Annotated in this window: 18 protein-coding genes; 7 read left to right on the top strand and 11 right to left on the bottom strand. The window is 31.9% G+C overall.

Going from position 1 to position 14,400, the window contains the following annotated elements; translation table 11 throughout:
- Positions 1-51: 51 nt before the first annotated feature.
- The gene (locus DK865_RS07975) at positions 52-807 is read left to right on the top strand and encodes a hypothetical protein (RefSeq protein ID WP_109391626.1); all 756 of its coding nucleotides are present in this window, start codon (positions 52-54) and stop codon (positions 805-807) included.
- A 217-nt stretch (positions 808-1,024) separates the two neighbouring features.
- Entirely contained in the window at positions 1,025-1,564 is a 540-nt protein-coding gene (locus DK865_RS07970) for an AAA family ATPase (RefSeq protein WP_109391625.1), read from the top strand.
- A 52-nt stretch (positions 1,565-1,616) separates the two neighbouring features.
- On the opposite strand, the gene DK865_RS07965 is transcribed toward DK865_RS07970, so the two are convergent.
- The 3 genes from DK865_RS07965 to DK865_RS07950 all read right to left on the bottom strand — a co-directional run bounded on the left by DK865_RS07965 (position 1,617) and on the right by DK865_RS07950 (position 3,157).
- Positions 1,617-1,859, bottom strand: coding sequence for a hypothetical protein (locus DK865_RS07965; RefSeq protein WP_023582425.1), 243 nt, complete (start codon positions 1,857-1,859; stop codon positions 1,617-1,619).
- Between the two features lie 43 nt (positions 1,860-1,902).
- Positions 1,903-2,301: a hypothetical protein gene (locus tag DK865_RS07960; protein ID WP_109391624.1), complete on the bottom strand. Its 399-nt coding sequence runs from the start codon at positions 2,299-2,301 to the stop codon at positions 1,903-1,905.
- Between the two features lie 574 nt (positions 2,302-2,875).
- Positions 2,876-3,157 carry a DUF5339 domain-containing protein gene (locus tag DK865_RS07950; RefSeq protein ID WP_023582428.1) on the bottom strand — a complete coding sequence of 94 codons (282 nt, stop codon included), beginning with the start codon at positions 3,155-3,157 and terminating at the stop codon, positions 2,876-2,878.
- A 294-nt stretch (positions 3,158-3,451) separates the two neighbouring features.
- On the opposite strand from DK865_RS07950, the gene yedE reads away from it, so the two are divergent.
- On the top strand, positions 3,452-4,537 hold the full coding sequence (gene yedE / locus DK865_RS07945) for a YedE family putative selenium transporter (protein WP_023582429.1): 1,086 nt from the start codon (positions 3,452-3,454) through the stop codon (positions 4,535-4,537).
- Positions 4,512-4,778: a putative Se/S carrier-like protein gene (locus DK865_RS07940; RefSeq protein WP_109391622.1), complete on the top strand. Its 267-nt coding sequence runs from the start codon at positions 4,512-4,514 to the stop codon at positions 4,776-4,778. The genes yedE and DK865_RS07940 overlap by 26 nt, the downstream gene beginning before the upstream one ends.
- 199 nt (positions 4,779-4,977) lie before the next feature.
- On the opposite strand, the gene DK865_RS07935 is transcribed toward DK865_RS07940, so the two are convergent.
- The 3 genes from DK865_RS07935 to DK865_RS18735 all read right to left on the bottom strand — a co-directional run bounded on the left by DK865_RS07935 (position 4,978) and on the right by DK865_RS18735 (position 6,510).
- On the bottom strand, positions 4,978-5,199 hold the full coding sequence (locus DK865_RS07935; RefSeq protein WP_023582431.1) for a DUF465 domain-containing protein: 222 nt from the start codon (positions 5,197-5,199) through the stop codon (positions 4,978-4,980).
- A 232-nt stretch (positions 5,200-5,431) separates the two neighbouring features.
- Complete coding sequence (locus tag DK865_RS07930; protein ID WP_023582432.1) at positions 5,432-5,782, bottom strand: immunity protein Imm33 domain-containing protein; 351 nt, start codon at positions 5,780-5,782, stop codon at positions 5,432-5,434.
- Positions 5,783-6,354: 572 nt separating this feature from the next.
- On the bottom strand, positions 6,355-6,510 hold the full coding sequence (locus DK865_RS18735) for a hypothetical protein (protein WP_194295187.1): 156 nt from the start codon (positions 6,508-6,510) through the stop codon (positions 6,355-6,357).
- Between the two features lie 201 nt (positions 6,511-6,711).
- On the opposite strand from DK865_RS18735, the gene DK865_RS07925 reads away from it, so the two are divergent.
- From DK865_RS07925 to DK865_RS07915, 3 genes are all read left to right on the top strand, one after another.
- Entirely contained in the window at positions 6,712-7,359 is a 648-nt protein-coding gene (locus DK865_RS07925) for a hypothetical protein (protein WP_109391621.1), read from the top strand.
- Positions 7,360-7,622: 263 nt separating this feature from the next.
- Positions 7,623-9,986 carry an autotransporter outer membrane beta-barrel domain-containing protein gene (locus DK865_RS07920; RefSeq protein ID WP_109391620.1) on the top strand — a complete coding sequence of 788 codons (2,364 nt, stop codon included), beginning with the start codon at positions 7,623-7,625 and terminating at the stop codon, positions 9,984-9,986.
- A gap of 147 nt (positions 9,987-10,133) precedes the next feature.
- Positions 10,134-10,325, top strand: a complete 192-nt coding sequence (locus tag DK865_RS07915) for a YqaE/Pmp3 family membrane protein (protein WP_004242485.1) — start codon at positions 10,134-10,136, stop codon at positions 10,323-10,325.
- Positions 10,326-10,626: 301 nt separating this feature from the next.
- Here DK865_RS07915 and DK865_RS07910 read toward each other — a convergent pair whose 3' ends face one another.
- The 5 genes from DK865_RS07910 to DK865_RS07880 form a co-directional block, all read right to left on the bottom strand.
- Complete coding sequence (locus DK865_RS07910; RefSeq protein WP_023582436.1) at positions 10,627-11,013, bottom strand: hypothetical protein; 387 nt, start codon at positions 11,011-11,013, stop codon at positions 10,627-10,629.
- Positions 11,014-12,410: 1,397 nt separating this feature from the next.
- The gene (locus DK865_RS07890) at positions 12,411-12,869 is read right to left on the bottom strand and encodes an anti-virulence regulator CigR family protein (RefSeq protein ID WP_052026893.1); all 459 of its coding nucleotides are present in this window, start codon (positions 12,867-12,869) and stop codon (positions 12,411-12,413) included.
- A gap of 181 nt (positions 12,870-13,050) precedes the next feature.
- On the bottom strand, positions 13,051-13,134 hold the full coding sequence (locus DK865_RS18945) for a hypothetical protein (RefSeq protein ID WP_267128430.1): 84 nt from the start codon (positions 13,132-13,134) through the stop codon (positions 13,051-13,053).
- Complete coding sequence (locus DK865_RS07885; protein ID WP_267128429.1) at positions 13,097-13,468, bottom strand: lysis system i-spanin subunit Rz; 372 nt, start codon at positions 13,466-13,468, stop codon at positions 13,097-13,099. Before DK865_RS07885 ends, DK865_RS18945 begins: the two co-directional genes overlap by 38 nt.
- 142 nt (positions 13,469-13,610) lie before the next feature.
- Entirely contained in the window at positions 13,611-14,003 is a 393-nt protein-coding gene (locus DK865_RS07880) for a lysozyme (RefSeq protein WP_228407737.1), read from the bottom strand.
- Positions 14,004-14,400: the final 397 nt, after the last annotated feature.

The raw sequence follows: 14,400 nt of genomic DNA, 5'->3' as shown, positions 1-14,400 counted from the left end.
TTAATAAAATTTAGAAGTGAATTTCGTATAAATACTAAGGAAAGCAAGGATATGAATCTATTCAAAACAATTACATCACTTTCGTTATTGAGCAGTATTTTAATACTAACCTCTGGCTGTACAACAATTGAGAAAAATTATCCCACTAGCTTAAGTGTTGCTAATGAGCAAACAGAAAATAGAGCCCTTTCAACAAAATGGGGAGAGAATTTACTTTCTGTTACTGAAAGTGTTGAAGCATATCGATTATCACAGGCACCTTCACAAACAACATCTATATTTTATCAAAGTGGAGCACCTGCCAATTCTTATTCTAAAGTTTCACGAATTAGTGAAAGCCCAGTCCAGTTATCAATCTTAACTGAACACAGAAATATAATGCCATTATATCACTCGCAAAATAATCAATATCTATTGTATGGAAAACCGAGTGAGCGTTATATTATTTTTCTACATAACACTAGTTATAAAATAATGTACGAAGCTGTTATTACTGTTGATGGTTTAGATGTAATCAGTGGCACAGCCGGTTCTTATCAAAATAGAGGTTATTTATTAAGACCGGGTGATACTTTATTTGTTGAGGGTTTTAGAAAAAATCAGCAACAAGTTGCCGCTTTTCGTTTTGGCGCACCTGAGGAAGGATATGTCAATTATAATACTCAAGGTGATAAAAGAAATACTGGCGTAATTGGTATTGCGCTTTTTGAATCAGAAGAAGGCACACAAAAAACAATAAGAAAATGTAGCTATTTACCAAATCCTTTCCCAAATAGTCACTATGCACCAGAGCCTTGCATTCCTTAATGTTTATTCATTACGTCTCTTTTAAAATAGCGTAAATTATTACGCTATTTTTGAGCTTCATGAAATCAAGACTCTTAAGATTTATATTAGCATTTAATGCTAGTACACTTTTTCTAGTTCCCTATTTTAGTATACTTAATCTCTAACAACGCTAGCATTAACGCCTTTCTATACATCATCACCATTCCCTTAATTGTATCAACTTATAGGAGTTATCATGCCTGTAAAATCACATCGTATTATATTAACTGGCGGTCCTGGTTCTGGGAAAACCACGCTAATAAATGAACTTAAAAATAGAGGTTACCCTTGTTCTTTAGAAGCAGGAAGAGCCATTATTCAAGACCAAAGTATTATTGAAGGAAATGCATTACCATGGGAAGATCCTAACGCTTTTGCACAAGCAATGCTAATTTGGGAATTACGGTCATGGCATGAAGCAAACAACAATAAAAGGCTTTATTTCTATGATAGAGGCATCCCTGATATTGCAGGCTATTTACTACTATGTGGTTTAGCAATTCCCAAACACCTTGATAAGGCAATTAGCTTATTTCGTTATTCCACAAATGTGTTTATTGCGCCACCATGGGCTGAAATTTATACTCAAGATCAAGAAAGAAAACAAACAGAAAAAGAAGCTGAAGAAACCTATTTAGCTATGAGAGCTGTTTATAAAAAATATAATTATGATTTAATAGAACTGCCTAAAATAAAAATAACTGATAGAGCTAATTTTATTATTAATAAAATCTAAAAAATCATTATCAGCCAGTAGTCATTACTGGCATAGATAATAGTGTTAGTTTTTAATAAGAAGCCATGATCCGTAAATCAGGTTTTTCTCCTCGCATAATAGCCCGCTGTTGTTCATGAACCGCTTCATTAATTGCTTTTTGCTCTCCAGGTGTTCGAGTATTCTTACCACAAACTAATGTAGAACACACTGGACTACCTATTCTATGGTTTCCTGAATTACCCGCACTAAAAGTAACGTTATCAGTAGTACAACCCAATAATAAAAAAGATAATAAAGTAATTACTATGCGCATGATTTTTCCATATAAAATTAAATTTTAAATTGATATTAATATATTAATAGGCATCAAAAGTATAATGTGGTTTTTGTTTCCATTTAAATTCAACTGTTTGTTTTTCTTCATTCCAAATAGGTTCAGGAACGGGCATGGTAAAGCTTATTTTTTGAATAGGCTTTAATGTTGAATTATTATTTAAATACTGATTATTTAATGATGGTTTTTCCTCGTTTAAACCAACTTTAAAGACTTGTCCAAATCTTTTTTTTTCCTCTTGCACTTCCATTTCAAAACGAGATTGTTTTCCTAACATAAAAACCAAGTTATTATTAACTGCGTGACTATCAGGGGTGAGATTACTAGACTGTGTTTCAATTAATTGCGTCTGAGTTGCTTTATTAGTGGTACATCCAGAGCTTATAAATATAGAAAGTAATAAAAATAAAAAGTAATACATAAACTGAATATCAATAAGAAATAGGAGTTGATAATTATTCCATAAAATCTATTCTCCACCAAAATAAATTTTACTGTTTATATAAAAATAAAAGCAATCGCTCATAAAACGATGATTAGAAATAATTTAAGCTATATTACAGCGAAAAATAAAGAATAAATAACTAACTTAACTAAAATAAAAAAACAAACTGAAAAACTATTATTGTTTCAAAAGTTGTTATTCCCATAACCATCACATCTATTTTATTAAGATAATTAGCAAAATCGAAATCTAAATTTTCAGGATTTTCAATATGGGTAAGACAATCAATATTATCTTTTTTATCAGCAACATAACTATTTAAACTGGTTGCGATATAAATCATATTGTTTATTTTAAGTACGCTTTATTAAGGAGGTAAGTTAAAACTAAAAAAGAGAAAATAAAAATAGAAAAGAGATTAAAATTAATTATTTCTTAAATTTACATTAAATTAATAAAGCAATGCGATATAAGAATTAATTTTATCTTTAAGCAAGAAAAAAGCCTTATAACTTTAATTATTATAAGGCGTATTACAACAGAATAAAATTTATTGACCTGCTGACATTTTTTTCATTTGCTCTAAAGAATCTAAAGCTTGCTTACAAGTACTTTCCTGAACATCTTTAGGTAATGCCGCAAATTGTTCTTTAGCTTGAGCATATTGCGCTTTCATCGCTTCTGCTTGAGCCTTAGTTGCATCATTTTTTGCCATTAGCTCAACATAAGAGTCTGTTTCTTTAAAATAGTCTTCACATGCTTTAGATAAATCAGCAGAAACAGCAATAGAAGAAATTGATAATAAACCCAATGCTAAAATAAGCTTTTTCATAATTATCCTTTAAATATTATTAACAGTTAGAAAGTAACTTCCAGTATTTATCTTAAGTTAGCATTATCTCAAAAAATAATGAAATAGGGATAAGTATTATCTTAATTAAGAAATAAAGTCTAATCTAATAATGATTGTTATGATAAATATAATCAAAATATGATAATTAAATTTAGTTTATTAACTTTGACGTGATCTATATAAAAGAATCAGATGTTATTCTTATATATAGTTGCTCCGTACTTAATAGGTTCTATTAGTCAGGGGGGCTTCCCCCATCAACGGAGGCATTTGATGTCTATAAAATGGGTTTTAATCCTATCTGGGTTTATTATCGGTACTATTGCGTTACTTCTTGGTATTAACGGAAATCCACCTAACATGGGTGTTTGTGTCGCTTGCTTTATTCGTGATAGTGCGGGAAGTATGGGCTTACATCACACAGAAACGGTACAATATCTTCGCCCTGAAATATTCGGTTTTATTCTAGGTTCTTTTATTGCCGCACTTATCTTCAAAGAATTTCAGTCAAAAGCTGGCTCTGCACCTATTATTCGTTTTACGCTAGGTTTTCTGATGATGGCAGGCTGCTTAGTTTTTTTAGGTTGCCCATTAAGAATGGTACTACGTATCGGTGCTGGCGATTTAAATGCTGTAATAGGATTAGTGGGATTAATAATAGGAATTGGCATAGGCAGTTTATTTGTTAAAAAAGGATTTTCTCTCCCAAGAAATTATAGCCAATCTTCTATAGAAGGTTTTGTTTTACCTATTATATGTATATTCCTCTTTGCACTATTCTTATGGAACAGTGATATATTCAATGCCAGTGTGAAAGGTCCAGGAGCAAGTCATGCGCCAGTGTGGATGTCTATCATCGCAGGGCTTATTATTGGCTTTATTATTCAACGCACAAGATTTTGTTTTATTGGTATGGCCAAGCATATATTTTTATCACGCAATTATAATATGGCGTTTGGTGTAATCGCATTAACACTCGTTGTGCTTTTGGGGAATCTCTATTTAGGTAAGTTTAATCTTGGTTTTGAAAATCAACCCATAGCCCACAGCGATGGACTATGGAATTTTCTCTCTATGGCACTTGTCGGCTTGTGCGGTGTCCTCATTACGGGTTGTCCATTACGACAGCTCGCTAATGCAGGTCAAGGTAACTCAGATGCGGCAGTCAGCGTCATGGGTATGTTAGTAGGGGCTGCATTTGCTCATAACTTCACTTATGCTTCAAGCCCTGCTGGTGTTACAGATAATGGTAAGCTAGTTATTATTATTGGTTTATTGTTTGCAGTCATTGTTGCTACTATTTATACCTATGTTGTAAATAAAGCAAAAAATAATGGAATTAGAAAAAATGACGCATAATTATTTATTTCTTTTTCATGAGCAATATGCTGTAAAAAAACTTCAGCAACAACTCCAACAAGATAATTTTTCCTCAAACATTATTGATGCCCCGCGAAAAATATCATCTGAATGTGAGTTAGCCGTATCCATTTATTTTTCTGCTGATGAAATTTATAAACAGTATATTAATGATAATGTTAGAGCTGTTTATAAAATAAATAAAAATCATTTTGATGTGCTTTGGAAAGATGAGTTTTGACATAGTACAGAGTTAAATTATCCTTTTTAGAACCTAGATAATTAAAAGGCTACACAGTAGCCTTTTCTTTATAAATAAAACCTTGTGGTTTATATAATTTTCATATCAACAATAATTTATTTTTCTAAAAGCAAAAAACCATCCCTTTTTAGTTGGATGGTTTCTGTATCTTTATGGATTTAAAGAGTAATTATTTTTATTACTCATCTTCCGGTGGATTTTTAAGGATCTGATGAATTTCCTCTTTCAGTTTTAATTTTTGTTTTTTTAGCTCAACAACTTCTTCACCATATCCTCTTCTATCTTTATGTTCTAATCTAACAATTTTATGGTCAAGTTCGTTATGTTGTTCAAAAAGAGCGCGAAAATGAGGATCAGTTTGACGAAGTTTTGAAATTAAATCACGATATTCTGGAAACATAAATAGTGACCTTCCTTATTAATAGTGAATTAAATACTCTTATAATATTTACTCAAACTGATTAACCTGTCATTGTCTTTATGTTGAAAATAAGATCAACATCAATTAATATTTTTAATTTCTAAAATAACTTAATACTTTTATATTCTCATATCGCTATAAAATTCAATAATTAAGAGTATATAAAATGTAAATCTACTTAATCTAAACACTATAAATTAATAATAAATACTTATTCATTTATTTCTTCAAACCAAACATCTTCATATCCATCTCTATCAATAATAAAATTATACCCTTCTGGCAAATAAAGATAATTTATTACTTCAGGGAGCAATTCTTCCAAATGTTCTGTATGCAATGGTTGATAAAAATCGTCCTTTGCACAAAATTCTGCACAATAGAAAAACCAACTTATAGTATCACCTTCAGAATGCTTTACGCGTGTACCATAAATAGGGGTACCATTTAGGTTATCTAAAGCAATCGCGACCATTTCTTCTGGTTTTTGAGGTGAAACACCATATCTTTCACACATTATTTTTTGTTGTTTAGTAATAAATAACTTATCGTTTTTATTCATATTGCATCTTTAATTTTACAGGGAAAGACAGAGAAAAGTTTATTAGTTATTGATTATAATTAGTTTATCGTTATCTACCAAGTGTTGATAAAAAAGAACATAGCCCTATCTATTTACATAGCAAAAGTAAAAAAACAGTAAATCTACGAAGCTTCACACGAGCAAATAGAATGAAAAAACGACAATTTGTCTTAAAACTAGACGAAGTAAAGCATAAAAGCACTTTTTACTAAAAAAAAAGCATTTATTGTTAATTTATAAAATGAAAATTCACTACATTTATACCGATCTCTAATAGTTTTCTATACCCATCTATTCGAGTCACTAAGCCCAATGCCGCCACATTGGGCTTTTTTATTGGCAATAGTTGTTGATATCATTTTCTCATTACAATTAGCTTTACATCTCTTTAACTTTACTCAACTATTTTTGGTTTTATTAATATCCATACCTATTATTTTAAAGTTTGCTGGATACAAACTATAATCCATTATTACTGTTACGACTCAATTTTATAGTATAAGTAATAAAATAAGGATGCCGACTCAATTCCCTTTTGCCGGCATGAGTCATTATTTATTAGATGGAATCTCTTGCTCTTGTAATTTAGAAAGAGCTAATTCTTTCATCCAATCTGCAAGTAGTGGTGCTGTTTTTATTGAGTCCAATAATGCACGCTCTTTTTTTGTTAAACGAATGACAATAACTTCTGTTTTCATTGTAGACATAATAATTTTCCAGTTGTAAAAGAGAAAATATTGGCACAAAACAATTACAGAACGGTCTGACTTACACGGTTTTACAAACTCATCATTTAAAGACATTAGCGGTACGCTATCGATAGGATATTTGCGATACAGTTCGTTGTTTATTTTTAGGAAAAACATTAACATATTCACGATAAATTAGAAAATAGACAGGTATCATTCATGTTTCTAAATCCCAAAAGAACTGTAAAAGCCAATGTAAGAAAAAGAAACTCAATTTTTCCTGGTTTGGGAACCACATACAGAATTAATCTTTCTGATGATGGACCGTCACCACAAGAAATACAAAAAATAGAATTTAATAAATTTGCAGATAACGCCGTTGATGAAGTCTCTACAATGATTGGCTGCTTTGAAAGATTAGAAAAAAAAAGCAAAAGCCCTAACTCTGATAAGCCACTGCATTATGAAAAATTAGACAATGAGTTTCTTAAACTTACCGTATCATTTTTTCAAATTATTCAAGAAATTAGATATTCAGGCGATACAAGTCAACACGCAAAGAATAGAATTACCACATCATTATTTGGGATAACGCGTTGGCTAGATAATAAATATCCATCATGGAATAGTGAAAGAGCTGAAGTAGAAAGAAACGGTAGAGAAATTGAGAAAAGAGTTAAAAAAGAATTCAAAGCAAAAAGATTTTATAAAACAAAATTTGCTATTTTAGCTATTGCTACTTTTTTTGTCCCCTTTATTTTTTGCTGGTTTTCTCTACAAAAAAAATATCCTAAATGGTTTAAAGTTATCAGTTTCTTATGGGCTGTATTTATTGCTATTCTAGTATATAGAACACCCAAAGTATAATATCCATCAATTATAACACTCTCTTTTTTAGCTTATGGTGTTTTGTTTAAAAAAACACCATAAGTCAAATCACCTCCCTAATATATATTATTCTATATAATAAATAATTATGTTTTTATTTAATAGAATTCACCTTAAGAAAGATTATATTCTAAATAAAATTTTTTAAGGTTATTTAAATTGATAAAAAAAACAAACAATATAATCATTAAGCATAAATTAACTATTTTTCACACAATAAAAAAACAAAAAGGTCATTTTTTATGCTATTGAATAAACATTTTAGTAAGAATATTATTACTATAAGTATATTATCTTTCTTAGCCAGTTCAGTTTATGCAAAAGAAAATAGTATACAAGGCGTTAGTCTCTCTAATAATGAAATTATCTCTAATTCAACTTATCGTGATACAACAAATCTTTATATAGATAAAAGCCACGAAATAAAAAATATTACTCTTGAAAATGAAGCAATATTAAGAATGAATGGTAATAGTCTAGCGATAGGTACTATCGTTAAAGATGATGCGACTATTAGCATGTATGCTCATGATACAAAAGAAATAGGTATTCCCACTATTAAAGATACTATCGTAACAGGCACAAGTAGTATTGATATGAACGCAGGTTCATCATCTATAGGCAAATTATTTATAGATAAAAATGCTGAGTTATATATTGATAACACTGATACTGAATCTACTGATGTCTCTAAAAATGATCCTGCCCCTTCAGCTAAAATCGTTATAGAAAACTTAACACTAGCAGGTAAAACATATGTTTTGCCCTCATGGAATGAAGATTATGGTGATGATGGTGATGCCCCTAGACCCGAAAAGCCAGGTCCAGAATTAATTACTCAGATTAACAATTTAGAGATGCAATCTGGTAGCCAATTTGAAATGGAACATTATATTTCTGGTATGCAATTTAATCGACTTGAATTAAAAACGCTCACCGGTGAAGGGACTTTTATTTTAAGTAGTAACTTAGCCAATGGTTTAAGCGATAATATTTATATTGAAGAGCATGCAACTGGGCATTTTGGATTAAAAATAAATGATAGCGGAGAAGAAATTTTTGATCCTAAAAATACGCAACTAGTTTATGTAAATAGTGGTGATGCTGATTTTAATTTATTAAATAAAAACGGTAATGTTGAAGTTGGTGTTTGGAAATATAAACTAAATAGTAAAACTCATGATGGTCATACAGAGTGGTATCTTGTAGGCGGAAAAGCTAACGAGCAGGATACTTCTAAACAACCTGATACCTCTAAACAGCCTGATACTTCTAAACAGCCTGATACTCCTAAACAGCCTGATACTTCTAAACAGCCTGATACTTCTAAACAGCCTGATACTCCTAAACAGCCTGATACCTCTAAACAGCCTGATACCTCTAAACAGCCTGATACTCCTAAACAGCCTGATACTCCTAAACAGCCTGATACTCCTAAACAGCCTGATACTCCTAAACAGCCTGATATTTCTAAACAGCCTGATATTTCTAAACAGCCTGATATTTCTAAACAGCCTGATACTTCTAAACAGCCTGATACTCCTAAACAGCCTGATACTCCTAAACAGCCTGATACTCCTAAACAGCCTGATACTCCTAAACAGCCTGATACTCCTAAACAGCCTGATACTCCTAAACAGCCTGATACTCCTAAACAGCCTGATACTCCTAAACAGCCCCATATTGCTCAACCTATATTAAGCAATAGTGCTCAAGCCGTTATTAATATGGCTTCAGCTCCGCAACACATATTGAGCACTGAGATGAGTACGTTACGCCAAAGAATGGGTTTCTTACATGAAAATAATAATGATCTCGGAGTGTGGGTTCGCTATTTAAATGATAATTCTCATTTGAACGATAAAGGTTATAGTCAATTCCATTCAAATTTAAATGGAATGCAAATCGGTATAGATAAGAAAATAGCCATAAATAATGATCAATTGCTATTTGGTTTAATAACTTCTTACACTAAGAGTAAGATTAAATCTGACAATATTAATAATGGTGATATTAATAGCTATAGCGGTGGTATTTATTTAACTTGGTTTAATCATTCTGGTTTTTATGTAGACTCTTTATTTAAAGTGAATCATTTTCATAATGAAATCAATACTAATATGAATGAAGGTAGAAGAGTTAAAGGAAACTACAATCAAAATGCGGTTACAACGTCAACAGAAATAGGCTATCCTATTACGTTTTCAAACGCCTTGACACTTACACCATACAGCCAGATCCTTTATTCTCATATTGGTAAGTCACATTATTTGTTAGATAATGGAATGAAAGCAAACATCCATAATGCAAATAGCTTAAAAGGTGAATTAGGCACTATATTAGAAAGTGATTTACTCATTGCAAACCACAATGTTAAGCCTTACATAAAAGCAGCAATATCTCGTGAATTTATTAAAAGTAACGAAATAGAGATTAATAACGTATTATTTGATAGTAATTATTCAGGAAATACGGGTAAGTACGGCGTTGGTTTAACAACTAATCTAGGTCATGATTCACTTCTCTATACTGAAGTGAGCTATCAAAATGGTAACAAACTAGAAAATCCAATATATGTAACAGCAGGATTTAGAATGAGTTTTTAATTATTTTATTTTTCATTTTATAAAATATAAATATAAAAAAACCTCATAACTTTATGAGGTTTTTTTTGAATAAATGTAACATTCCTTATTATTTGCTATTGATTTAATTATTGATAAACTAAAATTTCGAATAATAGAGGGGGTTTTATGAGACTTATTCTGGCGTTATTACTACCTTGGTTACAATTTTTCACGATTGGCCGCCCATTTGCGGGCATTTTTTGCCTTATCCTGCAAATCACCTTAATCGGATGGATCCCTGCAGCTATCTGGTCGGTTTACGCCCTTTCTCAATACAATACGGATAAAAAAATTGAGAAAATGTCTCGTGGCGGTTAACGATTAAGCCCCACGAATGTGGGGCTATCGATTGGCGAATACACTCTCAGTGACATTACCTTTTTGATTAGCCTCAAACACAGCAAATGCTACATTTCATCGCAATAGCAGCATTATTTTTATGCTCATGAATTTCATTTCTCCGTACTAAGACTGAGTAGAGCCATTGTTTTTGATTATCACTATGCGCTCACTGTGAGTGTAGTACAGACCATCACTCACATAAGAGACTGCGACAATGCGACCCATTAAAAAACCCCGCGATTGCGAGGCTTTATTTATTAAGGCTAAAAATTATAATTTAAAACTCATTAGCATATGGAAAATCAAAACCTTGAACCATTTTAATCATATCATCTTCACCCGGTGCGACATCCATAGGATATGCTAAAGCATCATCCGTTGACCAATCATCTCGTGCAGAATTAATAACAGGAATAAAAGGAAACAAAAATAATTTATTTTCTAAACAAAAAACTACGAAATAACTATCTTTTCCCAAAATAGGATCTTTTTGCCAATGACCTATAGGACCAACATACTCAGGAAATGAACGACGAATAATAGAAATAATTAAAGCGCCTTGGTAATATTCCCCAAGCGGGGTACGCACCATCTCCTTAATTTGATCTGACGTTAATTCAACATACTCTTGTGTATCTTTTCCATTATTTTTAATAGTTAACATATTCACTACTCCTTTAGTGTTTATGATGAAGAGTTATCTTAACCCCTCGTTTTTATACTTTTAACGGCCCAAAAGCACTGTCTAAATATACAGTATCTATTATTTATATATCTAAGAACTGTCCGAATAGTCAATAATCTTCTTCATACTTTTTCCTTAAAAAATAACATTGATTATTAGCAGCTTGGATAACTAGTGCTATTTAATACAATAGCTTTCCGTTTTAATTGCACTTAAGATCTTTTTTATTAAAAAGTATCATTTTATAAATATAATTAAATCTTATAATGATAACTTAATATTCAATTATGTTATCATTAGAAAAATAAAATTTAGAGATAAAATATAATGGAAATATTCGATATAGATAAAATAATGAATAACTTACCTGACAAGGATATAAGAAAAATAAATCAAACTTATAACAACCAAACCAATAAAGAAGAAAATTTCAATAAATGGTTTTTTGACACATTTATCTTTGAGCATATTTTATTTGAAGGGTTGTTTATTTCACTTACTATAATTTTTATTTGTATACTCACATCAGTATCCACACCTCATCTATTCTATTCATTCTTAATTTTAGTTTTTATTTACTTCACTATGAGTTTAGTCATTACTATCTATGATTGTTTTAATAATAAAATATCACTAATTTTATTCTTTAGAGTAAAGAGAATTGCAATAATGACCAGCCTAATGAATAAATGATCTATTTGTAACTAAAGAAAATCAATCTAACTTATTGGGTGTTTTCATCAGATGTCTCGTCGTTATTATATATCTTTAATATTAGAATAAATTTTCCCCAATAAAAAACACCAGCGGTTAACGGATGGCTATCTAAATAAATGTCATCAACATCACTCAATGAAAACAGCTTATTGATTTTATTGATAATAATCATGGAGTAGCCAATGAAGGCTACACTACCCATGAGCTTTGTGTTACTCCTGGTGAATTACTTTTCTCATCAAGAGAGTTAAATAATTGGATTTGGGCTAAAAATGAAAATAATGAGGATGGTTGGGTGCCACTTTCAAATGTATCAGAAATCATAGAGTAATCATTACTATCTAATTAATCATTTTGTTTTCTCTGTTTTTTAACTTATGTTGCAGGGCTTTATTTTAGTAATTATACATGAATTTCTATCAGTCCAGAGTTGATATCTAATACATTCTATGTGTTTTACTTTCTGCTCCTATTGAGGCTCTTTTTATTATTAAAATCTAAAGAGTAACGTTCATTATTAACAAATTGTCTTAATGAACATTGGTGATCTATTGTTTTCACACAGACTAGTGAAAGCCCTGTGGAAGCCCAAACTCACAGCGTGATTTTTATAGATTAAAACCCCGCAATGATACCGAATATATTTAACCCACTGTGTTTTAATCAAAAACATTATTAATAATTGAAGTGACTATCGCTGTACTTAATGCGATCAATACCAAATCATTTCCAACAATGCGCCATTCGTAACCAGGATAGTAAGGTAATTGGCTAAGCATTTTTTCAGGAACCATTTTCTTCGCAATACCGGGAGGCAATGGCTTTCCTCTTACTAAATTTTTAGCAATACCTGGAGGGAGTGATGAATATCCCGTAAATCCACCATTCAACGCAATTGCTCTAGCCTCATTATAAGATAAAGAAATTGAGAAAGAGGTTTCATTATCAAATTGATTATTTTGTGATTTATTATGCCATTTGTTTGGTTTCTCGCCTTGATATCCTTTATTGTGACCTCTTCCATGTCCATTATCTGGATCTGCATAAGAAGAAACAGATATCATCGACAAACCTATAATCACCAACAATAAGTTACTTATTCTAGAAAGAGTGCTCATGTCTATGACCTCAACAATTAATTTTTCACAGAATATCCTTCGAGGCACACAACTACCATAAGTAATACTCCTAGAAAAAATAACTGACAGGTGTCATTGTTGCTAACTTAGTTACGAATACATAACTAAGTCTTTTTTTATTTCAAACACTTCTGCCTTATATACTCCTGTAACCCTTTAATCATCTGCTCTGACTCTGCAATTCGCTCTCTGAGTAACCCATAATTTCAGATATCGATGTCAGTAGGTCTGGTAGTGGATGCATAAGCCAAGCTGGTGGCGGGAGTGGTTTTGCTTTTTGGGCACTCGGTTTTGATATACACCCGTTCAGGATGACGCTCACTAATATCACGCAAGCGACTAATTTCATTCTTAGCATTCGCTAACTCCTGCGTATATTGAATATCCAACTGATTTAATCGCATTATGCGTGCTTGATAATCAGTGTTAATAGACTTCTGTTCTTCGAGAGCCACCGTTAGTTTTTTGTTGGTATCTATCAGTGAATTAATCCTGTTAGCTTGCCTGTTAATCACCCAATAACTACCCACAATGATGCCTACCATCGCAATGACAGCATAGAGTTTTCCGTATTTCATGATTAGTACCGATGATGTGAGAGTGCAATCTGACTGCGTTTTTCTAAACTCACTTGGTCTTTAGTACATGAGGTATCAATCAAGAGATAAATGCCACCAGTGACTGTAATGAGTCATGCAAGGATAAAGCTGATAATGATGATTAAAGGTTTCCATGACATAGTGCTGACTCCGCCTCTCGACGACTGACAAGCCCTCGCCAGACCTTTCCTCCTGCATAAACCCAACGTTTTATTTCTTCACAGGCACCCGCTCTATCACCCGCATTTAATTTCTTAAGTAATGTTGAGCGAGCAAATGCGGTTGTACCCACATTAAAAGCAAAGGAATATAAAGCAGCTTTGGTGTAATCATCGAGTGGTACTTTGATTAATGTATCGACTTCCAGTAACGCATTAGAAACAATCACAAGGCCGTACATGGATATCCATGTATTCGTTTGTTGTAAGTGTCCCTGAATAAATTGCTTCGCTTTCTCTAACAAATAAACACAACTCTCTTGTGTGTTTTTTCGCCAATAAGATTCAATCGCCACCAGCAATGGAGCGCCTGCATCATTAATCTTTTGTGTACCGATTCGATACTGTTTTTTACCTGCGGGAGATGTCGTGCAAATTAGTTGTGTGAGTTGTTGAGTTTCGCCATCAGCCGTATGGATATTCGCCGTTAAATGATAGAGGCATTCTTCTCACTGTCTGTTTCTGAAGCATAGTGAAAACTAAACTGTAATTCGCTTATCTCTTTTGACATAACATTTACCGATTTATTTAGTTAATAAGGTGCCGACTCACAGCTCTTGTGTGAACGGTATAAGTGGGTGTTGATTCTGTGGTCGGCGTAGATGAAAAGGCTACAAAGTAACCTTATTTAATTTAAGGTTGAATATACTAATGAGAATAATTATCATTACATATATATCAAGTTGACAGGTT

The sequence above is a fragment of the Proteus cibi genome, assembly GCF_003144405.1.
Classification (GTDB): Bacteria; Pseudomonadota; Gammaproteobacteria; order Enterobacterales; family Enterobacteriaceae; genus Proteus; species Proteus cibi.
This window is presented reverse-complemented; position numbering and strand designations above follow the sequence as displayed.